Source organism: Agarivorans sp. D1326 (assembly GCF_056958115.1).
Genome location: NZ_JBTWEN010000001.1, coordinates 523,740 through 546,853, shown reverse-complemented (window position 1 = coordinate 546,853; position 23,114 = coordinate 523,740). Strand labels below are relative to the sequence as shown.

Here is a 23,114-nt window from a genome sequence, read left to right as displayed (position 1 = left end):
ATGGACAAAATCTATAACTTTTGTGCTGGTCCTGCGATGTTACCTGAAGCGGTAATGAAGCAGGCGCAAGCCGAGTTTTGTAACTGGCAAGGTCTAGGTGTATCGGTGATGGAAGTTAGTCACCGTGGTAAAGAATATATCGCTATGGCCGCCGAGGCCGAGCAAGATCTCCGCGATTTATTAAATATTCCAGATAACTACAAAGTGCTGTTTTGCCAAGGTGGTGGACGTGGTCAATTTGCTGCTGCGCCGCTAAACCTATTAGGTGATAAAAAGTCGATTAGTTTTATCACTACTGGACAGTGGTCTAAAGGTGCAGTAGCTGAGGGTGAAAAGCATGCCCAATCGAGTGTATTTGACGCGCTAAGTAGCAATGAGCAAGGACAAATCAGCGTAAAGCCAAGCGCTGAGTGGCAATTAGATAAAGACGCCGCTTATGTTCATTACTGTCCAAATGAAACCATCGAGGGCATTGCCATTGATGAAATCCCCGATGTGGGAGACATGGTATTAGTCGGCGACTTCTCTTCAACGATTTTGTCGCAACCTATTGATGTGAGTAAGTTCGGTTTAATTTACGCTGGCGCGCAAAAGAATATTGGCCCTTCGGGTTTAGCGATTGCTATTGTGCGTGACGATTTACTCGATAACGCTCACCCATTAACACCAAATATCTTCAACTACAGCTTATTAGCGGGCAGTGATTCCATGTTTAATACCCCGCCTACCTATTCATGGTATTTAGCTGGCTTGGTGTTTAAATGGTTAAAGCAACAGGGTGGATTAACTGCAATGGCTGAGAAAAATGCAGCTAAAGCCGAGTTACTTTACTCATATATTGATAGTAGTGATTTCTACCAAAATAACGTTGCTCCTGAAAACCGTTCTAAAATGAATGTGCCTTTTCAGTTAGCGAATAGCGAGCTGGATGCCGCCTTTTTAGCCGAGTCTGCAGCCGCTGGATTGGTGACTTTAAAAGGTCACCGAATTGTTGGTGGTATGCGTGCAAGCATTTACAATGCAATGCCAATTGAAGGCGTGCAAGCCTTAGTAGACTTTATGGCTGACTTTGCCCAGCGCAATCGCTAAGGAATTTTCATGACGTGTGATTTTCATGCTTTAGCCAATCAAGGCATACAAGGTTTACACCCTTATCAAGCAGGTAAACCAACCGACGAGCTAGAACGTGAGTTGGGCATTAGTAACATTGTTAAGCTCGCCTCTAACGAAAACCCTCTGGGCATGAGCCCACTGGCCTTGGCCGCAATTGAAAAAGCCACCAGTGAACTAACTCGTTATCCAGATTCAAATGGCTTTTATTTAAAACAAGCGCTGGCTGATAAATACAGTTTGGCTGCTGAGCAATTTACCTTAGGCAATGGCTCAAATGATGTATTGGATTTAATTGCTAGAGTATTTGTGAGTAGCGAGCATGAAGTAGTGTTCTCACAACATGCTTTTGTTGTTTACCCAATTGTGACGCAAGCAATAGGCGCAAAAGCGGTAGTTGTTCCAGCCAAAGACTGGGGGCACGATTTAGATGCCATGGCCGAAGCGATTACTGATAAGACCCGTTTGGTGTTTATCGCTAATCCGAATAACCCAACAGGTACTTTTCTTAGCAGTGATGCACTATATGGCTTTATGCAAAAGGTGTCAGAAAATGTAGTGGTGGTTTTAGACGAGGCTTATTACGAGTATTTGTCTGAAGACGAGCAGGCTCCTTCAACAAGCTGGTTAGCGCAGTTTAGCAACCTAGTGATTACTCGCACCTTTTCTAAGGCTTATGGTTTAGCTGGCTTGCGCGTTGGTTACGCTATTTCTAGCCCTGAGATTGCAGATTTACTAAACCGCTTACGTCAGCCGTTTAACGTGAATAGCCTTAGCTTGGTGGCGGCAGTGGCGGCGCTAAAAGATCAGCAATATTTACAGCAAAGTATTGCGTTAAATCAGCATGGTTTACAGCTGTTAAGCCAGTTCTTTAAGCAAAATGCTATTAGCTATATTCCTTCAAAAGGGAATTTTATTAGCTTTTTAGCGCCAAGTGGCGATGCTCAAGAGCTTTATCAGCAGTTACTCCATAAAGGCGTGATAGTTAGGCCGGTGGGCCCATATCAGATGCCTGGTTATCTGCGTGTAAGCATCGGTACTGAACAAGAAAACCAAACTTTTATTAAAGCTTTAAGCCAGCTAGTTGGCTCAAATTAGGTAGAGATTTCGATTCATGGAACAATTAACTTTACAGCCTATTTCTCGTATCAACGGTGAAATTAATTTACCTGGCTCAAAAAGCGTATCAAATCGTGCATTGTTATTAGCAGCACTGGCTGAAGGCGAGACCGTATTAAGTAACCTGCTCGACAGCGACGACATTCGTCACATGCTAAATGCACTTAAAAAGCTTGGTGTAGATTATCAGCTTTCTGAAGATCGCAGCCGCTGCACAGTGACTGGTTTAGGCAGAGCTTTTAAGGTCGCTCAAGCCGAAGAATTATTCTTAGGCAATGCTGGAACGGCAATGCGTCCTTTGTGTGCCGCCTTATGTTTGAGCCAAGGTGAGTTTACCTTAACCGGTGAACCGCGCATGGAAGAGCGCCCAATTGGTGCCTTAGTTGATGCCTTACGCCAAGTGGGAGCCGACGTAACTTACTTAAAGAATGAAAACTACCCTCCTTTAAGTATTAAAGGCACTGGCTTAGCTGGTGGCAAGGTCGACATCGACGGTTCTGTATCTAGTCAGTTCTTAACGGCCTTTTTAATGGCTGCACCGTATGCCCAGCAAGACACTGAAATTAGTATTGTTGGTGAGCTAGTATCAAAGCCTTATATTGATATCACCCTTAAGATGATGGCTGCCTTCGGTGTTGAAGTTGAAAACGATAACTACCAACGCTTTATCGTTAAAGGTCAGCAAACCTATCAGGGAGCTGGCGAGTTTTTGGTTGAAGGTGATGCGTCCTCGGCTTCTTACTTCCTTGCCGCTGGTGCAATTAAAGGCGGCGAAGTAAAAGTGACTGGCGTAGGCAAAAAGTCTATGCAGGGCGATGTATTATTTGCCGATGTATTGGCTGCAATGGGCGCCGATATAGAGTGGGGCGACGATTACATTATCGCTCGTAGCGGTGAGCTAAGCGCGGTAGATATGGACATGAACCATATTCCTGATGCAGCGATGACTATTGCTACCACTGCACTGTTTGCCAAAGGCACTACCGCCATTCGCAATGTTTATAACTGGCGAGTAAAAGAAACCGACCGATTAGCTGCTATGGCCACCGAGCTTAAAAAAGTGGGTGCAACAGTAACTGAAGGGCACGACTTTATCGAAGTTACTCCCCCTGCGAGCTTAAATCACGCGGCGATTGATACCTACGACGACCACCGCATGGCAATGTGTTTTTCTTTGGTTGCCTTAAGCGATACACCAGTAACAATTAACGATCCAAAGTGTACTTCTAAAACATTTCCTGATTATTTTGAGCGCTTGCAGCAACTTAGCGAATAAAACTATCGAAATGTGTTGGTAACTTAGTTAGTCTTAAAAGAGTCACTTTTGTGACTCTTTTTTTACGTCCGTACTTTGGCTCAAGCAAAAAGTTTGAGCTTATTAATATAAAGGCAAAAAGCCACATCATAAAGTACGGCAGAAACGGTAACTGGACTATGAATGTTTATACTGCGCGGCAGGCGATTCTCGATCGCCGGCAGCGGGTAGTAGCCTATGAGCTACTTTTTAGGGATGGACCAGACAATGTCTTTCCCGACATTGATCCACATGAAGCGACCTCCAAGCTGATTATCCGCACTCAGCTAAATGACGGCTTGAATGCGATCACTCAAGGCAAACCAGCCTTAATTAATTTCCCTGAAGAAAGCCTTCATTCTGAAATGATAAAGTTGCTACCCAATAAGCAGGTAGTGATAGAAATTTTAGAAGATGTAAAACCCAGTGAGAAGCTATATAAGCGTTGTCAGTCCTTGTTTCATCGTGGTTATAGGCTAGCTTTTGACGACTTCGTTTATCGGCCTGAATGGGAGCCTTACTTAAAGTTTGTTCGGCTTATAAAGGTTGATATACAGCGTACGCCGTTTGATCAACTAGAACCGCTATTTAGGGCCGTAAAATCGCGTAAAAACATCAAATTATTGGCTGAAAAGGTAGAAACGCAAGCGGAATATCAACAAGCGAAAGAAATGGGCTTTAACTTCTTTCAAGGTTACTACTTTTGTCAGCCTGAAATGCAAGTGGCGAAAGACATTGATGCTAGCTATTTGATGATATCCCGTTTGTTTTATGCCGCCACTCGTGAAGACGTAAACATTAATGAAGTAGTACGTTATTTTGAACGTGATACGGGATTAACCTACAAGCTACTGCGTTTTGTTAATTCTGGAAGTTTGCCAATTGTAGAAGACATTGCGTCAATTAAGCAAGCCGTGGTGTATATCGGCAATAATCAGTTGCGAAAATTAGTGGCATTATTGGCCAATGCCATGACTGTAAGCCACAAGCCGCGTGAGCTGGTGCGTATGTCGGTGCATCGGGCTAGGTTCTGCGAACTAGTGGCGATGCGCAAATCGCCGAGCATGCAAGAAACGGCGTTTTTATGTGGATTGTTTTCCTTGCTTGATGCCATTTTAGATAAACCTCTAACAGATGTTCTGTATAGCTTACCGCTCGATCAGGACATTCGTGACGCCTTGTGTTCAGAGCAACCGTCGATGCTGAGAGCCATGTTACTGACCATTAAATCTTATGAGGAAGGGCACTGGTATAAAACTGAGCGTTTAGCTGAACAACTGCGCATGGACTACACCCAAGTAGAGCAGTTAAATCTTCAAGCGCTGCTTTGGAGTGAGCAATATCAGTCGTTGATTGGGCAAAATTGAGCTAGCTCAATATATGATTTTGCTTACTTTCTTGAAAATTGTGACTCAAGAGCTTAATAAACTAAGTTTTAGTGAATTAAGTTGCACTCAGGTCAACTATTTTTCTTAGCTTTTTGGTATGCTGTCAGGACTATGAACTTGGTGCAACGAATGCCAGGTCAGAGCGTTTTTTTAGGAGCTAAATAGTTTGCGGTTGTGCCTCGTTAGATTCTTAACGTTGCTAGTGGTAGGTTGTTGTTGGTCGTTAGGCGCGAACGCCTATATAGTCAATGCGAGTGAATATCAATGGCTCGAAGATAATCCAGAAATCAGGGTTGCTGTTGTGGCAGACCGTTTGCCGCTGGAGACTATTGATCAGGCTGGTACTCCTCAAGGCTACGCGGTAGAAGCGCTAAATCAGCTGGCTTTTCAAACCCGTTTAAAACTCAAGTACACCGCTTATCCTAATATCACTGATGCGATAATGGCCTTACAACATGGCCAAGTGGACATGCTTAGCAGCGCCAGTTCGCACCGCCGTCTTAGTCCTTTTGTTCATTACACCTTAACCACTTGGGTTCAACCACTGGCGTTATTTCATCCGCTAGAGCAAGCGCGCTTCGCTAATATGAAACAATTAGCTGGGAAAAACGTAGCAACGGTTGCCGGGAGTAGTGCTCACGAAGCCTTATTAAGCAAATACCCCGACGTAAACATCATCGTGTATGCAAGCCTGGTTGAAGCCTTGCAATCGGTGGTGGAGCAACAAAGTGTTGCTTTGCTAGCGGGCAGTGATGAAGTGGCCGCTAACTTACGTGCCCATCCTCAATGGCGCTTACAGCAAGCGTTTCAGCTTGAACATGGCATGCTGCACCGCTTTGCTATTCGTGAAGATTGGCAGCCTTTAGTGGATTTAATGAACCGCGGCATCTTGTCCTTTGAGGCCGATTATAGCGAACAGACTTATCGACGCTGGCAGGCTTACGCGGCCAATAGCGGCCAAACAGGGCAGTTTTCTTACTGGTGGCTTCTCGGTGTATTGTTGTTGCTTTCGATAGTGACCTCAGCCTTTGTATTAGTAAGGCAGCATCTTAAAAAAGCCAATACCAAAACCTTACAACTACGCGAGCAACTTGATTATTGGAAAAATCATGATGAAGTAACCAGCTTGCCTAATCGTCGCCATATTACCCGCTTACTAACTAACTGGTTAGACGATGCAACCCCGTTATCGGTATTAATGTTTGATTTCCCAAGGCAAAACGAAGTATTCGAAAACTTCGGTCAGCGCTTAGGTGAAGTCACTAAAGAAGCTTATGCTAAGCGCGTTCAAAAAAGCTTACGTAAGCATTACCCTGAAGCACAATTAGCCTACTGGTATCACCATTACTTTGTAGTGGTTGTGCCAAATGTAAATAAAGACAAAGAAGTTATCGAAATCGCTAAGCAGATTGTGCAAAGCTGTCGCGGTTGGTTGCGTTTAGAACAACTTCAATTGCTGACTCGCTGTCATGTGGGTTACTGCAGCTATCATCCAAGGCGTGAAGCCTTACATAGCGACACTCTGTTAGCTAATACCTTTACCGCGCTAAATCACGCGGTTAAAACGGGTGTAAGTGTTTGCCGTTACCGACCGGATTTAAGCCAAGCGGGTTTGGTAAAACTCACCTTAGAATCTAAGTTGCGTCGCGCTATTGGCAATAACGAATTAGATTTATTCTTTCAGCCGCAATACTGTTTAAAAACCAATAAAGTAATTGGTGCCGAAGTATTGTTGCGTTGGTTTACCGAAGACGGCGCCATCTCACCCGATGAGTTTGTACCGGTTGCCGAAGAAACTGGTTTGGTACTGCAACTAGATAAGTGGGTGTTCCAAAATGCTATGCGCTTTATGGCGCGCTTCTCTAGCCAACTACCTGAAGGCTTTAAGTTATCGGTAAACTTTTCTGCTGCCACTGTGTCGCTGGGTCATGCAGAAAAAATTGCAATCAACTATGCCAAGCAGTGGCAGGTTAATCCACAGCGTATCTGTATCGAGATCACCGAGTCGGCGATGATGGAACAACCAACAGAAGCTAAAGCCAGTATTCAACGGATGCGTGATGCAGGCTTTGGTATCGCCATTGACGACTTTGGTACCGGTTATTCTTCAATGGCTTACCTTAAGCATTTGCCAGTAACGGTACTTAAAATTGACCGCGCCTTTGTTAGCGGTTTAGAAGATAATTTATCGGATCAACACATTGTTAAAGCGATGGTGATGATCGCTCGCAGTATGAAGTATCAAGTACTCATCGAGGGCATTGAAACTCAAGTTCAAGCCAACCTTGCTTCGGTAATGGGTTGTGAGCAAGCGCAAGGCTATTTCTTTGCGAGACCTCAGCCAGAAGCTGACTTTGTGAAGAACTATCTGCCTAAAACATCTACAAAAGAGAACCTTCGATTAGTAGTTAATTAATCTTGGCGCGGCTTTTGCTTTTCCCTGTATATCTTAAGAACAATGCCATTTATCTGGCGGTAGAGGGAAATCATGAGAGTAGATTCAGCAAACCTATTTAGCGAACTGCAATCAATGGCTGGTGAAATGAAAACAGGCGGTATCGCCAACGACATTGCTACGCCAAGCAGCCAGTTAACGACCTCTTCGGTAAACAGCGATTTTGGTAACCTACTAAAAGACGCGATAAATAATGTTAATGGCTTGCAATCTAATGCCAATGACTTGCGAACCCGCTTTGACTTAGGCGACCGCAGCGTGGGCATTGGTGATGTAATGATTGCCGCTCAAAAATCTAGCATCGCTTTTGATGCAACGGTTCAAGTAAGAAATAAGCTAGTTGATGCTTATAAACAAATCATGTCCATGCCGGTTTAGTGTGGCTAGGAGAATATTGTGGCTAGCGAAGGAAGTAACGCAATGAGTCAAGAACCGGCACTACTAGGTTCAGATAGCGAAGGTGATAGCTTAGAGGCTACCGAGCAGCAAAGCTCTGCCTTATCATTTTTAAGCAATGGTGACGTGCTGCGTCAAATCATCATGATTTTGGCTTTGGCTATTTGTTTGGCAATGGCTGTCTTCCTATTGATGTGGGCTAAAGAGCCCGAGATGCGTCCGCTAGGTAATATGAATACTAGCGAGTTGGTGGAGACCCTCGACTTCTTAGACGCCCAAAAAATTCCTTACACTATTGAAGGCAACACGGTATTAGTGAATGCCGAGCAATATCAAGATATTAAACTTAAACTGCGCCGCTCTGGGCTTACCGAAGCAGCGCCTGCCGGTGAACAAATTCTGCTAAACGATATGGGCTTTGGTGTGAGCCAACGCTTAGAAGGCGAGCGACTAAAGCTTAGTCGTGAGCGCCAGTTAGCCACCGCCATCGAACAAATGAAATCGGTGAATAAAGCACAAGTGCTGCTCGCCATTCCTAAAAGCAACGTATTTGCCCGCCGTGAGCAAAAGCCATCAGCTACCGTGGTGGTTAACTTGCGTGGCGGAAATGGCCTTAAGCAGGAAGAAATTGACTCCATCGTCGATATTGTTGCCTCTGCAGTTCAAGGCTTAGTACCTACTCGCGTTACAGTGACCGACCAAAACGGCCGCTTATTAAACTCGGGTAGCCAAGACCCGCTATCTTCACGCACTCGCAAAGAATTTGAGATGGAGCGTAAGCGCGAAGAAGAATATAAAGACAAAATTGACGCCATCATGATCCCAATTGTGGGCGTGGGCAATTACACGGCTGAAGTAGATGTAACACTTGATTTTACTGCCGTTGAACAAACTCAAAAGCGCTTTAACCCAGATTTGCCTGCTGTTCGCAGCGAATACACCATCGAAGATAACAACGTTGGTGCCGGCGCAATTGGCATCCCTGGTGCGTTAACTAATCAACCTCCACTGCCAGCAGAAATTCCAGAGCAAGCGGGAGCTGCTAATAACCAAGTTCAATCAGGCAGCAGCCATAAAGAATCTACCCGTAACTATGAGCTAGATACCACCATCAGCCATACTCGCTCTCAAGTGGGAACCTTGAGACGCTTGAGTGTATCGGTGGCTTTGGATTACAACAGTCAAGTTTCTGACAGTGGCGAAACAACCCGCGAGCCGCGCTCGGCCGAACAAATAGCCAGCATTCGCCGTTTATTACAAGGTGGTGTAGGTTTTAACCTAAGCCGCGGCGATACCCTAGAAGTGGTAAGTGTACCGTTTTCTCGCCCAGAAATTTTCACCGAAGCTGATTTACCCGTTTGGGAGCAAGCTTGGTTCTGGCGAGCAATGCGGATAGCGGGCAGCGTACTGGTATTAATTGTATTGATTGTTGCTGTAGTTCGCCCAATGCTGAATCGCATTCTATCTAGCGGTGAAGAAGATGAGCAGGCCGAAACTGATTTAGATGCAGCATTAGCCGCTTACGAAAATGACGATGATTTACAGCTTATCTCGGCAGATAATACTGAAGTAGACTTTGGTATTCGCGATGGACAACTTAAACTGCCAGACTTACATAAAGACGAAGACATGCTAAAAGCGGTACGTGCGCTAGTAGCTAATGAGCCAGACCTAGCGGCGATGGTGATTAAAGATTGGGTAATTAACGATGCCAAATGAAGATGAAGTAAATCCAGAGGAAGTCCTCGGTGATATGAGTGGTATTGAGCGCGCAGCGATTTTGATGCTGAGCCTCAATGAAGACGATGCCGCTACTATTTTCCGCCACCTTGAGCCAAAGCAGGTTCAGCGTTTAGGTATGGCAATGGCATCATTAGAAGACTTTTCTCACGACCGAGTGGTTGCGGTTCATCGCTTGTTTATTGATGACATCCAAAAATACACTAATATTGGCATTGGTAGTCAAGACTTCGTGCGTAATGCCTTAACCGCGGCATTGGGTGAAGATCGAGCGTCTAGCCTGGTGGACCAAATCATTATGGGTAGCGGCGCTAAAGGCCTTGATTCCTTGAAATGGATGGATGCTCGCCAGGTGGCTAACATCATTCAAAACGAACACCCGCAAATCCAAACCATTGTTTTGTCTTACTTGGAAGCTGAGCAATCTGCTGAGATTATGTCGCAATTCCAAGATAAAGTGCGCTTAGACTTAATGATGCGTATTGCCAATCTTGAAGAAGTTCAGCCTGCGGCACTAACCGAATTGAACGAAATTATGGAAAAACAGTTTGCTGGTCAAGCTGGTGCTCAAGCAGCCAAGATGGGCGGCCTGAAAGCTGCTGCAAACATCATGAACTTCTTAGATACCAACATGGAAGGCATGTTGATGGACTCTATTCGCGAAAGCGACGAAGAGATGGCGCAACAAATTCAAGATCTTATGTTTGTATTCGAAAACTTGGTGGATATCGATGACCGTGGTATCCAAACCTTGCTGCGTGATGTTCCGGGCGAGTTACTGCAAAAAGCACTTAAAGGTGCTGACGATTCACTGAAAGACAAGATCTTCAATAACATGTCTAAACGTGCTGCAGAAATGCTTAAAGATGACCTTGAAGCCATGGGACCAATCAAGGTTAGTGAAGTTGAAACTGCCCAGAAAGAAATTCTGTCGATTGCTCGACGCCTCTCAGAAGCCGGTGAAATTATGATTGGCGGCGGCGGTGGAGATGAGTTCTTATAAACATGAGCGACCAAGATAAAACGCCAGAACAAGAGAGCGAAGACCTCGCGCAAGACGATCCAATTGAAGCGTCCAGTGAGATGATGGATGAAGATGAGATAGCTGCGCTTTTAGAGCAAAATGACGCTTCACCAGCCGAAGAAGCGCCAGCAGCAGACGAACAAAGTAGCGATGTAAGCGACGAACAAGCGGCGATTGACACGATGTTAGCCGATGCAGCAGAACAGCAAAATATTGCGGCTGAGCAGCCAGCTAATGAACTACCAAATAATGAACAGGCTGACTCTGAGCCAGAAGACGATATAGCGTGGCCTCTCCCTGACTTCACCGATCCCCACCATGTTGAAGAAGAGCCTACTAGCAACGTATTCAATATGAAGCCAGCGTGGTTCAACGAAGAGCCCGTTGAAGAAGAGCCTGAAATTCAATTTGAGCCGATGACAATTGAAGAGCTTGAAGCGCTTCGACAGTCTGCTTATGAAGAGGGCAAAGCTGAAGGTAAAGCGGAAGGTCACAAAGAAGGTTTGCTAACCGGCCACGAAGAAGGCTTGGAACAAGGCAAGGCACAAGGCCATCAAGAGGGCTTAAGCCAAGGTTTAAGCGAAGGACAGCAACAAATTGATCAGTTAAGCAGCCGTTGGCAAGGGCTTATTGATCAGCTTCATCAGCCCAATAAACAGATTGATGAAGAGGTTGAGCAACAAGTGGTAGAGCTAGCCACTAAACTAGCGGCAGAGATTGTCCAAGTAGAGCTGGTGACTAACCCGAGCATAATCGCCAAAACCGTTAAGCAAGCAGTAGCTGCGCTACCTTTGCAAAAACAACATATTCGCATTCATCTACACCCAGAAGACATGGCGGTGATTCAAGCTGTATTTCCTCCAGAAACGCAAGCAAAGAAAAACTGGCAATTATTAGCAGATGGTAGCCTAACGCAAGGTGACTGTTTAATTGAAAACGATCTTTCTTCGGTATCTGTGGATATGAATGAAGTGATTAAACAAAGCCTACAGTCTTTTATTCGCCAAAATGGTCAAGATGATGACGCTGAGCCAACGACTTAAAGCTTATAACACTGAGCATGTTCGCAACGCTCCAACGGTTGCGGGTAAATTGACTCGGGTGGTTGGCTTAACCTTAGAAGCCGTTGGTTGTCGCGCGCCAGTAGGCTCGCTTTGTTCAGTAGAAACGCTTGATGGTTTTTTAGAAGCTGAAGTGGTTGGTTTTTCTGGCGATAAGCTTTTCCTGATGCCCAGTGAACAGCTTACCGGGGTGCTGCCTGGCGCTCGAGTTATTCCAATGCATGAACACCACGGTATTCCAGTAGGTATGGAGTTACTTGGCCGAGTAATTGACGGCGTAGGCAAACCACTTGATGGTTTGGGTGATATTAATTGCAAGCAAACCACTAACCTTAGCTCCGCGCGTTTAAACCCCATGGCAAGAAAGCCAATTAAACAACCATTGGATGTTGGGGTTCGTTCGATTAATTCGATACTTACCGTAGGTCAGGGTCAGCGAATGGGCCTATTTGCCGGCTCTGGTGTGGGTAAAAGTGTACTCATGGGCATGATGACGCGAGGAACTACTGCTGATGTAGTCGTTGTAGGTTTAATTGGTGAACGTGGCCGAGAAGTAAAAGAGTTTATTGACGACATTTTAGGTGAAGAAGGCCGCCAACGGGCGGTTGTGGTGGCTGCGCCTGCCGATGCTTCACCGCTTATGCGTTTGAAGGGCTGTGACACTACTTTAACCATTGCCGAGTACTTCCGCGATCAAGGCTTAAATGTATTACTGCTAATGGACTCTTTAACCCGCTACGCCCAAGCCCAGCGTGAAATAGCATTAGCCATTGGTGAGCCGCCAGCGACCAAAGGTTACCCACCATCAGTTTTTGCCAAGCTACCTCGTTTGGTGGAGCGCGCCGGTAATGGCGGAGAAGGGCAAGGTTCAATCACCGCCTTTTTTACCGTGCTTACCGAAGGAGATGATTTACAGGATCCGATTGCCGATGCTGCCCGAGCTATTCTTGACGGACATATAGTATTGTCGCGCGAGTTAGCCGACTCTGGCCATTACCCCGCGGTTGATATCGAAAAGTCTATCAGTCGGGTAATGCCTGCAGTAACGAGTGAAGGGCATCAGCAACTGGCTCGCCAGCTAAAATCGCTCAATGCTTCATACCAGCAAAACCAAGACCTTATTGCTATTGGTGCCTACCAACGCGGCGCAGATAAACGCATTGATTTAGCCATCGCTATGAAACCACACATGGACCAGTTCTTGCAGCAAGAGATGAAAGAAGTAGTAGCTTATGACGAAAGTCTGACGCGGATGGAACGCACCATGCAGATGGCTAACATCAACGCGCAAGGCCCATTATAAGCAGCTAAGATTTAGCTTAGTAGGAGATGGGCATGGCAAGGCGAGCTTTATATTTAATGGTGGAACGCTTGCAAGATCAAGAGCAAGACGCCGCTCGAGAAATGGCTGAAGCACAACAGCAACTTAGCGAATTTGAAGCTCAACTTGCGCATCTCGAAGACTACCGACGTTCCTATCTCGAGCAAGCCTTAGCCAAGGGAGTTGACGGTTTTTATGCGGACAGTTTTCACCAATATCAATTGTTTATTCAAAAGCTTGAACAAGCCAGCGTTCAGCAGGGGAAAAGCATTGAACAGGTGAAAAAGAACGTGTTGTTGAAGCGCAAACAATGGCTAGATGTACAAGCAAAGCGCAAAGCTATGGAACTGCTGATTGATAAACAAGTAAAACAAAAACAGCATAAACAAGCACGTGAAGAGCAAAAACTATTAGATGAATATGCGCTATATGCACATCTTCGAGGTCAAGTGAGCTAATCGGCACGTTTAATGCTTTGATTTTTAGATAATGCTAGCGCGCCTTCAATATGTGGGTCGCGAAACAAATATTTTTATCGCAAGGGTAAGCAAATATATGGAATTACTGTTAACCGACACAGCCAATGCCAAACAGTTTTCTTCACTAGGAAGTGCAGCGCTTAGTCCCTCTGAGAAAAGTGACGATTTTGCTAAATTAGTCAAAGAGTTAGAGAATCTCCCAAAAGCTGATAGCCCAGTAAAGCAAGCGATTGAAAAGCAGCTTTCCGGCTCGAAAAATAACGCGAGTGACGATGCTGAAGCTGGTAAAGCTCAAAGTCCTAGTGATTTATTAAAACAGTTGGATAATGCCAAGCAAGCGGCCGATGGTATTGAGAAAAACCAAGGTGAATCTAAAAAAACTGCTGAGACAGAGCTAGCTAACAGTAGTAAATCTTCTGATAGTAAAGACATTACTATCGCTGAAGAGTCTAGTGAGGAAGAATCCGTTGACACTGAAGCTTCTAGTAAAAATCAACAAAAACAGTCGCTTGTTGATAGTGACCTTGCCTCAAAACAAGAGAAAACAGCCGTTGGCGATGAAAAGCTAGCTGCCGATAAGCAAACGCTAGCTAATCAAACAACACAAAGCGGCAGAGAGTTGCCGCCTACTCAAACAGAAGCAACCAAAGCACATTCGAGCGATGCTAAAGACGATAGCCAAGTGAGCGATGGGAAAGATGCTGCAGCTAAACCCGTTAAAGTAGATATCGCAGCAACTGCTGGTTCACAAAATGCTCAAACAGCTAACTCAAAAGAAGCCGCGGTAGAAGGCCTGAACTCTACTAAGTCAGAAACAGCTGATAAAACCACCGCTGGCCAAGAGCAAAGCAGCAATAAACAACAGCTCGCTGGTGAGCCCGTAGAACCCAAAAAAGTTGCTGACAAAGACCCAAAACTTGACCCAAGCAATGAGCGAGTTACCAAAGAAAATGCACCAGCTTTAGCGGGTGAGCATAGCAAAACCTTAAGTGCTAAAGAGGGGGAGCGTTTGACGTCAAGCGCTAATGAAAAAGCGCCATTAGACAAAGTTGTTGCTACTGTTAGTCAAAGTGATGAGCAAAAAGCGCTTAAGGCTAAAGAGTCCGAAGCCTTAGCTTCTAGCACTACAGAAAAAGCTCTCGCGGATAAATCCCTAAGTGCTGCCCAAGACAAAGCTTCTGAAAAAACTTTATCTTTAGCAGAGCAAAACCGCTTAAAACAACAGGGGGAAGCTCAAGCTAATCATTCAATGGCTAAACCTCATGTAGACCAAGAGGGAGCGAAGGCCAAAGAGCTGAATGCTAAATTAAGCGGCGAAGCTGTGGCTGCTCAGCAAACCAATAAAGTAAGCGACGAGCCTAAAGCTGGCGTCGCTGTTCAGCAGGGCACTAATACTACCGTTAACAATAAAGCTAACGCTGCAGATGTTGTCCAGCAAAGCGATAAACTTGCCAGCGCAAGTATTGCTGCTGCGAGTAGCAAGCAATCGAGCAGTGAAAATGGTTCCGAGCATAAAGAACAGCAATCATCACAGGCTCAGCATCAGGGATTACCTAATCAAGCTGAAGTTACTCGGCCTCAAGAGCACCACAGTATTTTTAGAGCTGCTTCGGGCGCCGACGTGGTGGCTCGGGCAGAGCAGGGAAGTAATGAAGCTGTACTAAAACAAGCTCAGCAAGCTAACCAAGTTAATGACAAAGCAACGCAGTTCAATGAACGTTTAAACCCTGCGCAATACCAAGCGCCAGCTGAGTTAAACCAACGGGTACAATACATGTTGAGCCAGGGCATGCAAAAGGCTGAAATTCGTTTAGACCCTGCGGAGCTAGGAAGCATGCAAATTCGCTTGCAAATGAATCAAGACCAACAAGTCTCGGTACAAATTCAAGTACAAAATCCGCAAGCGCGTGAAGCTTTGGAACAAACAATGCCACGTTTACGAGAAATGCTGCAGCAACAGGGAATCGAACTGGGGCAAAATCAGGTTAGCCAACAAAATCAAGGCAGCGCTTCTCAACAAGGTAGAGGGCAAACAATGGCTGGTGGACAATCGACCAACGGCGAACTCGTTGATGATACTACTGAGCAAGACATGAGCGCATTGCTGGCGAATCAAGCAAACAGTGATGGCATTGACTTTTATGCCTAGTTTATTTCTATGAGATGCTGTTGAAGCGCCTCTTAACTATGTAATAATAAAAGCAGTTTAGCGATAATTTCATGGAAGCGTAGATGGCTGAAGAATCAGAATTAAAAGTAGAAGATGGTGAAGGTGGCAGTAAAAAGAAGCTAATTATCATCATCGCTATTGTAGCCGTATTGGTGATTGGTGGTGTGGTTGGCTTTTTGTTAATGGGTGGCGACTCAGATGAAGCACCGGCTGCAGCAGAACCAGCAGAGGAAGCAACTTCTTCAGTTACTCATACAGCCTTGTATGTAGGTATGCCAAGGCCATTCGTATTTAATATTGTGGGCGACCACCGAGATCGCTTAGTGCAAATTAAAGTACAATTATTGGTTCGTGGTACTGCCAATGAAGAAGCCGCCAAGTTGCATATTCCATTGATTGAAGGGACCTTATTGAGTGTATTTAGCTCTGCAACCGTAGAAGATCTATCCACTCAAGAAGGCAAAGACAAAATTCGCGAGAATTCGTTAACTGAGACACAAAAAGCATTAAAAGAGATAACCGGTAAAGTAGTGGTAGAAAAAATCCTATTCACCGGCTTTGTAATGCAATAAAGGACCAACGTGAGCGACTTATTAAGCCAAGACGAGATCGATGCGCTATTACACGGTGTTGATGACATAGAAGAGGACATCATAGAGCCAGAAATGTCTGGCAGTGTGGTGGAGTTTGACTTCTCTTCTCAAGATCGAATCGTTCGTGGACGAATGCCAACTCTTGAGTTGGTTAATGAACGATTTGCTAGGCATATGCGAATTAGCCTATTTAATATGATGCGCCGTACAGCGGAAGTATCGATTAATGGCGTGCAAATGATTAAGTTTGGCGAATACGTTCACACGCTATTTGTTCCTACAAGTTTAAACATGGTTCGTTTTCGACCTTTAAAAGGTACTGCATTAGTAACCATGGAAGCACGTTTGGTGTTCATTTTGGTAGAGAACTTCTTCGGTGGAGATGGGCGTTATCATGCCAAAATTGAAGGCCGCGAGTTTACACCTACCGAGCGCCGCATTATTCAAATGCTGCTTAAAATTATTTTTGAAGACTATGTAGAAGCTTGGGCGCCAGTAATGGACGTTGGCTTCGATTATTTAGACTCAGAAGTAAACCCTGCAATGGCCAATATCGTGAGTCCCACCGAAGTGATTGTTGTTAGTTCATTTCATATTGAGCTGGATGGCGGCGGTGGCGACTTCCATATATCTATGCCGTATTCAATGTTGGAGCCGATTCGAGAGCTCTTAGATGCGGGTGTGCAAAGTGATAAACAAGACACCGACCAGCGTTGGAGCTCAGCACTAAGTGATGAAATCATGGATGTGCCTGTGGGTTTACATACCAAATTGCTAGAAACTGACGTAACGTTGCGTCAGTTAATGGATCTTAAAGCGGGTGATATTATACCGGTTGAGATGCCTGAAACTGCTATGTTATATGTTGAAGATTTACCTAGTTACCGAGTTAAACTTGGTAGACAAAAAGAAAAAATGGCACTGAAAATTGATACTCAGTTAAAGCGTCCCGACACTGTGAAGAGTGACCTTGAAATGGTGGTAAGTAGCCGCCGTTCATCACCGGGCGACGAGTAAAGTAATAAGGATAAAATATGAGTGATCAAGATGATATGGCTGATGAGTGGGCAGCAGCGATGGCCGAAGCCGAGCCTGCTCCGCTTGAAGACTTTGTCGATGAATCAAAACCTATAACCGAAGAAGAGCAACGTAAACTTGATTCGATTATGGACATTCCTGTAACTATTTCCATGGAAGTAGGCCGCAGCAATATTAGCATCCGTAACCTGTTACAACTTAACCAAGGCTCAGTGGTAGAACTAGATAGGGTTGCCGGCGAACCGTTGGATGTTTTGGTAAACGGAACATTGATTGCGCACGGTGAAGTGGTAGTTGTAAATGATAAGTTTGGTATTCGCCTTACCGACGTTATTAGCCAAACCGAACGTATTAAAAAGCTCAAGTAATGCAACAAGTCCTCGCATTCATCATTGCAGCTGGTATTAGTTTGCCAGCTTTAGCTGAACAAGAAACCACTTCTCCTCCCAATAGCCAAGTTGAACTGCTTTCGTGGGTAATGTCTTTGGCTTTAGTTTTAGTCACTATTTTTGTTTGCGCATGGGTACTAAAGAAGACTCGGCTTAGCCAGTTTGCTGGTGGCCAGTCTAAAGTGGTCGCTAACTTAGCTTTAGGTACGCGAGAGCGGGTGATGGTGGTAGAAATTGGTGAACAGCAGTACTTAATTGGTGTTACTGCTCAATCTATAAACCTTTTGGATAAGTTAGATAACCCCATTGTTGCCAAGCCGAATAAGATGAGTGGCTCATTCACTAAACAGTTACAAGGATTGTTGGCTAAAAATGAAAAGTAAGCTGTTTATTTGCCTAAGTCTGTTGCTAGGTGTTGTTGCACCCAGTTTTGCTCAAGAAGGTATTTTACCGGCTATCACTATGACCACTAATCCAGATGGTGGACAAGAGTATTCGGTGACCTTGCAAGTCTTGGCTTTGATGACTGCGCTGTCATTTTTGCCTGCATTAGTGATTATGATGACATCTTTCACCCGCATTGTGGTGGTTATGTCTATCTTAAGGCAAGCCATGGGTTTGCAACAAAGTCCGTCAAATCAAGTAATTATTGGCATCGCTTTATTTTTGACCTTTTTCATTATGTCGCCGGTAATCGATGAAGTGAATACTCAGGCAGTTCAGCCATATTTAAGTGAAGATCTTACTTCGATGCAGGCTTTCGAAAAAGCCAAAGAGCCGCTCAAAGAGTTTATGTTGGCGCAAACCCGGCTAACGGATTTGGAAACCTTTGTTAAAATTGCCAAAGTGGAAGTAGGTTCGCCGGAAGAGGTACCTTTCAATGTACTTATTCCAGCCTTTATAACCTCAGAGCTTAAAACGGCTTTCCAAATTGGCTTTATGTTGTTTATTCCCTTCTTGGTTATCGACTTAGTGGTGGCCAGTATCTTAATGGCAATGGGTATGATGATGCTGTCGCCAATGATTGTATCTTTGCCATTTAAGTTAATGCTGTTTGTGTTGGTAGATGGTTGGAGCTTGGTGATGGGCACACTTGCAAATAGTTTTGGCGTATAGACGTAGGAGCCTATAGATGGAACCGGAAGTCTTTGTTGATGTATTTCGCCTTGCCTTAGGCCAAGTGATGCTATTGGTTTCAGCTGCAATTATTCCAAGTCTGTTGGTGGGTTTAATAGTCGCTATTTTCCAAGCCGCCACCTCAATTAACGAACAAACCTTAAGTTTTTTACCTCGCCTATTGGTTACCCTAGGTGCGCTTATTGTCGCTGGTCATTGGTTTACCGAGAAACTAATGGAGTTGTTTTTTACCATGGTGGATATGATTCCTCAGGTTGTTGGCTAATGGAGTTTCCAGCCAGTGTAGTGATGGCCTGGATTGGCCAGTATCTATGGGCGCTTACTCGAGTAGCCGCGATGCTGATGGTATTAGCAAGTTTTGGTGGTAAATCAGTTCCAACTCGAGTGCGCTTGTTACTAGCTTTAGCCATCACTTTTGCTTTAGTGCCTATTTTGCCGGAAGTAACTGGAATAGAAGTTTTTTCTTTTCAAGCTGTTATCGTTATTTTGCAGCAAGTACTGATTGGCGCCGCCATCGGATTTATTTCACAATTATTGATGCAAACCTTTGTGGTTGGCGGGCAAATTATTGCGATGCAAACCAGTTTGGGTTTTGCCTCCATGGTTGACCCGAATAACGGCCAAAGTACACCGGTTGTTGGTCAATTCTATTTGCTCTTAGCGACCCTGTTGTTTCTGGCCATTGACGGCCATTTGCAGTTAATTACTTTAATCGCTATGAGTTTTGAAACGCTACCGGTGGGCATGAGTGGCTTAAGTAGTTTGGATTATCAATTGCTGGCAGGGTGGTATTCACAATTATTTTTGGCTGCTTTAGCGCTATCTATATCCTCTGTAGTGGCAATGTTGCTGGTTAACTTTTCTTTCGGCATTATGACGCGAGCAGCCCCACAACTGAATATTTTTAGTATTGGTTTTGCGGTAAGTATGTTGTTTGGTTTATTCATTCTTTGGCTCACTATTGGTGGTTTTTTGGCGCATTTTGAACGTCAGTGGGAGGTTGGCCGCAGCTTGGCATGTGACATGCTGCTGATTGGTTGTTAAACCAATGGTCTAATTAGTATGGCAGACGACGAACAAGAAAAAACCGAAGACCCCACAGGGAAAAAACTCGAAGAAGCCCGTAACAAAGGCCAGGTAGCTCGTTCTAAAGAGTTAGGCACCGCTGCAGTACTTATTAGCGCAGCTTTAGTCATCATGGCATTTGGCGGTATGTTGGCGGAATCTATGGTCAAGGTTTTCCAAACCGCTTTTGTGATGAGTCGGGAAGAAGTTTTTGACGTAAATTTTATGCTAAAAAATATAGGTATTATGGGTTGGTTATTGTTTAAACCACTTATATGGATCATGGGCTTTATTACTTTAGCAGCGCTTATTGGCAATACCTTATTAGGAGGCATGCCTTTTAGCTGGGAGGCTGCAAGGCCAAAAGCCAGTAAAATGTCGCCCATTCAAGGTTTTAAACGGATGCTGGGCATTCAAGCTTTTGTAGAGTTCATCAAAAGCGTCGCTAAAGTGTTGGTCATTGCCGGGGTAGTATGGTTTGTCCTGCAATGGAAATTTGCTGAAATTCTTACTCTTAGCATGCAGTCTATCCCTGGTTCAATTGTTAATGCTTTGGATATGCTGCAATGGATGCTGTTAGCTTTAGTCTGTAGCTTGATTATTATTGTGATCATAGATGTGCCTTATCAAATTTGGAATCACAACAAGCAGCTTAAAATGTCTAAGCAAGAAGTAAAAGATGAGCATAAAAACATGGAGGGTAGCCCTGAAGTAAAAGGGCGCATTCGCCGCTTACAAATGGAAATGGCTGCTCGTCGAATGATGGCCGACGTACCTCAGGCGGACGTTGTTGTTACTAACCCAACACATTTCTCTGTAGCGCTAAAATACGACAGCAATGGCAGTGGAGCGCCAAAAGTAGTGGCTAAAGGGGTAGATGAAGTAGCCATGAAAATTCGCGAAATTGCGCGTCACTATGATGTACCAGTGATGCAAGCGCCTGCTTTAACTCGTTCTTTGTATCATACAACTAAACTTGGTTACGATATTCCTGAAGGTTTGTACGTTGCTGTAGCGCAAGTACTTGCTTTTGTTTTCCAACTTGAGCAATACCGCAAAGGTAAAGGCAAGCGTCCTAAACCGGTTGTTGATGATCTACCTATTCCAGATGATTTGAGATATTAACCTCAGTTTCAGCACTTACTTAGAGTGTTTTATGTGGTTGGCTCAGTTATTGCTTTTCTCGTTTCATCAATTGTTAGGAAGTCAGTATTTCGTCATTTATGGAAATCATCAATCGCCTCACCAGCTTTAAGCTTCAAGATCTAAAAAAAGTTGATGTCAATGTTATAAAGGGCTTTGGCACACCTATGGTAGTGCTAGCTACTTTAGGCATGGTGGTTTTGCCAATGGCCGCGTGGCTATTGGATATTCTGTTTGCTTTCAATATCTCTCTTGCTTTAGTGGTGTTATTGGTTGCTGTTTATACTAAGCGCCCGCTAGATTTTGCGGTGTTTCCTACCGTGTTGTTAATCGCCACTTTATTACGTTTGGCCTTGAACGTTGCCTCTACTCGAGTCGTTTTGTTAGAAGGGCATAACGGTGGAAATGCTGCTGGTAATGTAATTGAAGCTTTTGGTTCAGTGGTTATTGGCGGGAACTACGCTGTTGGTTTGGTGGTATTCCTGATCTTGATGATTATCAACTTTGTCGTGGTAACAAAAGGTGCTGGCCGTATCGCAGAAGTAAGCGCGCGCTTTACCTTGGATGCCATGCCAGGTAAGCAAATGGCGATTGATGCAGACTTAAATGCTGGCATTATCGACCAAGAACAAGCCCGTGAACGCCGCGCTGACGTAACTAACGAAGCTGATTTTTACGGATCAATGGATGGTGCTAGTAAGTTTGTTAAAGGTGATGCCATAGCCGGCATTTTGATTTTATTCATCAATATCTTAGGCGGTTTCATTATTGGTGTGGCCCAGCATGACCTAACCTTCGCTCAAGCTGCAGAGGTATACACCTTACTGACCATTGGTGATGGCTTAGTTGCGCAAATCCCGTCTTTACTATTGTCTATCGCTGCTGCCTTAGTGGTTACTCGCCAAAATACCGAAGCGGATATGGGTGAGCAGGTAAGCTTACAAATGTTCAAAGATCCACGAGTAATGATTATTTGTGGCTCGATTCTTTTCATTATGGGCATTGTGCCTGGCATGCCTCACTTAGCTTTTCTGAGCTGTGCAGCGGTTTGTTTGGGTGCTGCGTGGATGCGACATAAAGGCGATGCTAAGAAAGCTGCCGAGACTGCATTACAACCTGCTTCTTCCAGTTCTAATGTGAGCAGTGAGCCAAAAGAGCTAGGTTGGGATGATGTTCAACCGGTTGATGTGATTGGTCTTGAAGTCGGCTATCGCTTAATTCCTTTGGTGGATAAATCTCAAGGCGGTGAATTATTGGCGCGTATTAAAGGTGTGCGTAAGAAGTTATCGCAAGATTTGGGTTTTCTGGTGCCTGCTGTACATATTCGAGATAACCTAGATTTAGGCCCTAATCAGTATCGAATAACATTAATGGGCGTGACTTACGGTGAGTCGGAAGTGTTCCACGACCGCGAAATGGCGATCAACCCAGGTCAGGTATTTGGTAAAATTGAAGGCCAAGCCACCACAGATCCTGCCTTTGGCTTGGAAGCAGCTTGGGTAGCTACCGAGCAGCGCGAACATGCGCAAACATTGGGTTATACCGTGGTTGATTCCGCCACGGTTGTCGCAACCCACTTAAGTCAGCTACTTACGAACAATGCGGCCAGCCTACTTGGACACGAAGAAGTTCAAAATCTACTTGATATGCTAGGCGGCAGCTTGCCTAAATTGGTTGAAGGCTTAGTGCCAGACACTATGACTTTGTCTACGGTGGTTAAGGTACTGCAAAACCTACTTAATGAAGGTGTGCCTATTCGAGATGTTCGCAGCATTGTTCAAACCTTGGTTGAATATGGACCTAAGAGCCAAGACCCCGATATTCTTACCGCCGCCTGTCGTATCTCGTTAAAACGTTTAATCGTTCAAGAATTGATTGGCAGCGAGGCCGAACTTCCAGTAATTACTTTGTCTCCAGACTTGGAGCAGATATTGCATCAGTCTATGCAAGCGGCAGGAAACGATGGCGCAGGTATGGAGCCAGGTTTGGCAGAGAAACTCCAAGTATCATTAACGGAGGCGTGTCAAAACCAAGAAATGGCCGGTCAACCCGCTATCTTGTTAACCTCGGGCATACTGCGTTCAAGCATGTCTCGATTTGTTAAAACAGCAATGCCTGCATTAAGGGTTCTGTCTTATCAAGAAGTGCCAGAAGATAAACAAATACGAATTGTGAGTTCAGTGGGGCAGTAG

General features: G+C 44.7%; 21 protein-coding genes. All 21 read left to right on the top strand.

Annotation, left to right across the window (positions count from 1 at the left end):
* The 21 genes from serC to flhA all read left to right on the top strand — a co-directional run bounded on the left by serC (position 1) and on the right by flhA (position 23,114).
* Positions 1-1,089, top strand: a complete 1,089-nt coding sequence (serC, locus tag ACYFDN_RS02455; protein WP_483509888.1) for a 3-phosphoserine/phosphohydroxythreonine transaminase — start codon at positions 1-3, stop codon at positions 1,087-1,089.
* Between the two features lie 9 nt (positions 1,090-1,098).
* The gene (gene hisC / locus ACYFDN_RS02450) at positions 1,099-2,208 is read left to right on the top strand and encodes a histidinol-phosphate transaminase (protein WP_483509887.1); all 1,110 of its coding nucleotides are present in this window, start codon (positions 1,099-1,101) and stop codon (positions 2,206-2,208) included.
* Positions 2,209-2,224: 16 nt separating this feature from the next.
* A complete protein-coding gene (gene aroA / locus ACYFDN_RS02445) occupies positions 2,225-3,505 on the top strand; it encodes a 3-phosphoshikimate 1-carboxyvinyltransferase (RefSeq protein WP_406611005.1) in 1,281 nt (426 codons plus the stop codon).
* Between the two features lie 158 nt (positions 3,506-3,663).
* The gene (locus tag ACYFDN_RS02440; RefSeq protein ID WP_483509886.1) at positions 3,664-4,890 is read left to right on the top strand and encodes an EAL and HDOD domain-containing protein; all 1,227 of its coding nucleotides are present in this window, start codon (positions 3,664-3,666) and stop codon (positions 4,888-4,890) included.
* Between the two features lie 223 nt (positions 4,891-5,113).
* Positions 5,114-7,327, top strand: a complete 2,214-nt coding sequence (locus tag ACYFDN_RS02435; protein ID WP_483510045.1) for an EAL domain-containing protein — start codon at positions 5,114-5,116, stop codon at positions 7,325-7,327.
* 72 nt (positions 7,328-7,399) lie between these two features.
* Positions 7,400-7,744: a flagellar hook-basal body complex protein FliE gene (fliE, locus tag ACYFDN_RS02430; RefSeq protein ID WP_406611007.1), complete on the top strand. Its 345-nt coding sequence runs from the start codon at positions 7,400-7,402 to the stop codon at positions 7,742-7,744.
* A gap of 42 nt (positions 7,745-7,786) precedes the next feature.
* Positions 7,787-9,481: a flagellar basal-body MS-ring/collar protein FliF gene (fliF, locus tag ACYFDN_RS02425; RefSeq protein ID WP_152781330.1), complete on the top strand. Its 1,695-nt coding sequence runs from the start codon at positions 7,787-7,789 to the stop codon at positions 9,479-9,481.
* Positions 9,471-10,505: a flagellar motor switch protein FliG gene (fliG, locus tag ACYFDN_RS02420; RefSeq protein ID WP_040307146.1), complete on the top strand. Its 1,035-nt coding sequence runs from the start codon at positions 9,471-9,473 to the stop codon at positions 10,503-10,505. The genes fliF and fliG overlap by 11 nt, the downstream gene beginning before the upstream one ends.
* Before the next feature lie 2 nt (positions 10,506-10,507).
* The gene (fliH, locus tag ACYFDN_RS02415) at positions 10,508-11,569 is read left to right on the top strand and encodes a flagellar assembly protein FliH (RefSeq protein WP_483509885.1); all 1,062 of its coding nucleotides are present in this window, start codon (positions 10,508-10,510) and stop codon (positions 11,567-11,569) included.
* Positions 11,544-12,890, top strand: a complete 1,347-nt coding sequence (gene fliI, locus ACYFDN_RS02410) for a flagellar protein export ATPase FliI (protein WP_483509884.1) — start codon at positions 11,544-11,546, stop codon at positions 12,888-12,890. The genes fliH and fliI overlap by 26 nt, the downstream gene beginning before the upstream one ends.
* Positions 12,891-12,922: 32 nt before the next feature.
* Positions 12,923-13,366 carry a flagellar export protein FliJ gene (gene fliJ, locus ACYFDN_RS02405; protein WP_483509883.1) on the top strand — a complete coding sequence of 148 codons (444 nt, stop codon included), beginning with the start codon at positions 12,923-12,925 and terminating at the stop codon, positions 13,364-13,366.
* Between the two features lie 97 nt (positions 13,367-13,463).
* The gene (locus tag ACYFDN_RS02400) at positions 13,464-15,536 is read left to right on the top strand and encodes a flagellar hook-length control protein FliK (protein ID WP_483509882.1); all 2,073 of its coding nucleotides are present in this window, start codon (positions 13,464-13,466) and stop codon (positions 15,534-15,536) included.
* 83 nt (positions 15,537-15,619) lie between these two features.
* Positions 15,620-16,129: a flagellar basal body-associated protein FliL gene (gene fliL / locus ACYFDN_RS02395; RefSeq protein ID WP_338625437.1), complete on the top strand. Its 510-nt coding sequence runs from the start codon at positions 15,620-15,622 to the stop codon at positions 16,127-16,129.
* A gap of 9 nt (positions 16,130-16,138) precedes the next feature.
* A complete protein-coding gene (gene fliM, locus ACYFDN_RS02390) occupies positions 16,139-17,167 on the top strand; it encodes a flagellar motor switch protein FliM (protein ID WP_016401708.1) in 1,029 nt (342 codons plus the stop codon).
* A 17-nt stretch (positions 17,168-17,184) separates the two neighbouring features.
* The gene (gene fliN, locus ACYFDN_RS02385; protein WP_016401707.1) at positions 17,185-17,556 is read left to right on the top strand and encodes a flagellar motor switch protein FliN; all 372 of its coding nucleotides are present in this window, start codon (positions 17,185-17,187) and stop codon (positions 17,554-17,556) included.
* Positions 17,556-17,960 carry a flagellar biosynthetic protein FliO gene (gene fliO / locus ACYFDN_RS02380; protein WP_483509881.1) on the top strand — a complete coding sequence of 135 codons (405 nt, stop codon included), beginning with the start codon at positions 17,556-17,558 and terminating at the stop codon, positions 17,958-17,960. The genes fliN and fliO overlap by 1 nt, the downstream gene beginning before the upstream one ends.
* On the top strand, positions 17,950-18,693 hold the full coding sequence (gene fliP, locus ACYFDN_RS02375; protein ID WP_338625442.1) for a flagellar type III secretion system pore protein FliP: 744 nt from the start codon (positions 17,950-17,952) through the stop codon (positions 18,691-18,693). The genes fliO and fliP overlap by 11 nt, the downstream gene beginning before the upstream one ends.
* 16 nt (positions 18,694-18,709) lie before the next feature.
* Positions 18,710-18,979: a flagellar biosynthetic protein FliQ gene (locus tag ACYFDN_RS02370; protein WP_338625444.1), complete on the top strand. Its 270-nt coding sequence runs from the start codon at positions 18,710-18,712 to the stop codon at positions 18,977-18,979.
* Positions 18,979-19,758, top strand: coding sequence for a flagellar biosynthetic protein FliR (gene fliR / locus ACYFDN_RS02365; RefSeq protein ID WP_338625446.1), 780 nt, complete (start codon positions 18,979-18,981; stop codon positions 19,756-19,758). The genes ACYFDN_RS02370 and fliR overlap by 1 nt, the downstream gene beginning before the upstream one ends.
* 18 nt (positions 19,759-19,776) lie before the next feature.
* Positions 19,777-20,904, top strand: coding sequence for a flagellar biosynthesis protein FlhB (gene flhB, locus ACYFDN_RS02360; RefSeq protein ID WP_483509880.1), 1,128 nt, complete (start codon positions 19,777-19,779; stop codon positions 20,902-20,904).
* A gap of 98 nt (positions 20,905-21,002) precedes the next feature.
* The gene (gene flhA, locus ACYFDN_RS02355) at positions 21,003-23,114 is read left to right on the top strand and encodes a flagellar biosynthesis protein FlhA (RefSeq protein WP_016401701.1); all 2,112 of its coding nucleotides are present in this window, start codon (positions 21,003-21,005) and stop codon (positions 23,112-23,114) included.

Coding starts and splice junctions, on each gene's coding strand:
- fliH (WP_483509885.1), top strand. CDS start 10,508: ATGAGCGACCAAGATAAAACGCCAGAACAAGAGAGCGAAGACCTCGCG.
- fliE (WP_406611007.1), top strand. CDS start 7,400: ATGAGAGTAGATTCAGCAAACCTATTTAGCGAACTGCAATCAATGGCT.
- hisC (WP_483509887.1), top strand. CDS start 1,099: ATGACGTGTGATTTTCATGCTTTAGCCAATCAAGGCATACAAGGTTTA.
- fliR (WP_338625446.1), top strand. CDS start 18,979: ATGGAGTTTCCAGCCAGTGTAGTGATGGCCTGGATTGGCCAGTATCTA.
- flhA (WP_016401701.1), top strand. CDS start 21,003: ATGGAAATCATCAATCGCCTCACCAGCTTTAAGCTTCAAGATCTAAAA.
- fliN (WP_016401707.1), top strand. CDS start 17,185: ATGAGTGATCAAGATGATATGGCTGATGAGTGGGCAGCAGCGATGGCC.
- aroA (WP_406611005.1), top strand. CDS start 2,225: ATGGAACAATTAACTTTACAGCCTATTTCTCGTATCAACGGTGAAATT.
- ACYFDN_RS02400 (WP_483509882.1), top strand. CDS start 13,464: ATGGAATTACTGTTAACCGACACAGCCAATGCCAAACAGTTTTCTTCA.
- fliI (WP_483509884.1), top strand. CDS start 11,544: ATGATGACGCTGAGCCAACGACTTAAAGCTTATAACACTGAGCATGTT.
- serC (WP_483509888.1), top strand. CDS start 1: ATGGACAAAATCTATAACTTTTGTGCTGGTCCTGCGATGTTACCTGAA.
- fliP (WP_338625442.1), top strand. CDS start 17,950: ATGAAAAGTAAGCTGTTTATTTGCCTAAGTCTGTTGCTAGGTGTTGTT.
- ACYFDN_RS02440 (WP_483509886.1), top strand. CDS start 3,664: ATGAATGTTTATACTGCGCGGCAGGCGATTCTCGATCGCCGGCAGCGG.
- fliJ (WP_483509883.1), top strand. CDS start 12,923: ATGGCAAGGCGAGCTTTATATTTAATGGTGGAACGCTTGCAAGATCAA.
- fliO (WP_483509881.1), top strand. CDS start 17,556: ATGCAACAAGTCCTCGCATTCATCATTGCAGCTGGTATTAGTTTGCCA.
- fliL (WP_338625437.1), top strand. CDS start 15,620: ATGGCTGAAGAATCAGAATTAAAAGTAGAAGATGGTGAAGGTGGCAGT.
- fliF (WP_152781330.1), top strand. CDS start 7,787: ATGAGTCAAGAACCGGCACTACTAGGTTCAGATAGCGAAGGTGATAGC.
- ACYFDN_RS02370 (WP_338625444.1), top strand. CDS start 18,710: ATGGAACCGGAAGTCTTTGTTGATGTATTTCGCCTTGCCTTAGGCCAA.
- fliG (WP_040307146.1), top strand. CDS start 9,471: ATGCCAAATGAAGATGAAGTAAATCCAGAGGAAGTCCTCGGTGATATG.
- flhB (WP_483509880.1), top strand. CDS start 19,777: ATGGCAGACGACGAACAAGAAAAAACCGAAGACCCCACAGGGAAAAAA.